Below are 428 nucleotides of genomic sequence, written 5' to 3'. Positions count from 1 at the left end.
AGCATGGCAACGTCCTACCCTCGCAGGGGGCGACCCCCAACTACTCTTGGCGCTAAGAAGCTTAACTTCTGTGTTCGACATGGGAACAGGTGTATCCTTCTTGCTATCGCCACCACACTCTTTTACTACTACATAAAACAATTTTGCAACCACTAATGCCGGCTGCAGGAGTCGAACCTGTGACCCTCGGTTTACGATACCGATGCTCTACCAACTGAGCTAAGCCGGCGAAAATGACCCGTACGGGATTTGAACCCATGTTACCGCCGTGAAAGGGCGGTGTCTTAACCACTTGACCAACGGGTCATATACATAAAAATGTGTTAATCAGTTAGATTAGCACATTTTTAAATTTATTATTAGCATGGCAACGTCCTACCCTCGCAGGGGGCGACCCCCAACTACTCTTGGCGCTAAGAAGCTTAACT

2 tRNA genes and 1 rRNA gene are annotated in these 428 nt (G+C 48.4%); all 3 read right to left on the bottom strand.

Features of this window, described 5'->3' with window-relative positions:
• Position 1: 1 nt before the first annotated feature.
• The 3 genes from rrf to AC1RPH_RS07870 all read right to left on the bottom strand — a co-directional run bounded on the left by rrf (position 2) and on the right by AC1RPH_RS07870 (position 306).
• Positions 2–117 (bottom strand): 5S ribosomal RNA (gene rrf, locus AC1RPH_RS07880).
• A gap of 39 nt (positions 118–156) precedes the next feature.
• Positions 157–229, bottom strand: a tRNA-Thr gene (locus AC1RPH_RS07875).
• 5 nt (positions 230–234) lie between these two features.
• Positions 235–306, bottom strand: a tRNA-Glu gene (locus AC1RPH_RS07870).
• Positions 307–428 lie beyond the last annotated feature (122 nt).

It is taken from the genome of Dellaglioa sp. CoH-57-MRSF-16 (genome assembly GCF_056782055.1).
Note: the sequence above shows the minus strand (reverse complement) of the source record. Positions and strands in the feature narration are given on the sequence as shown.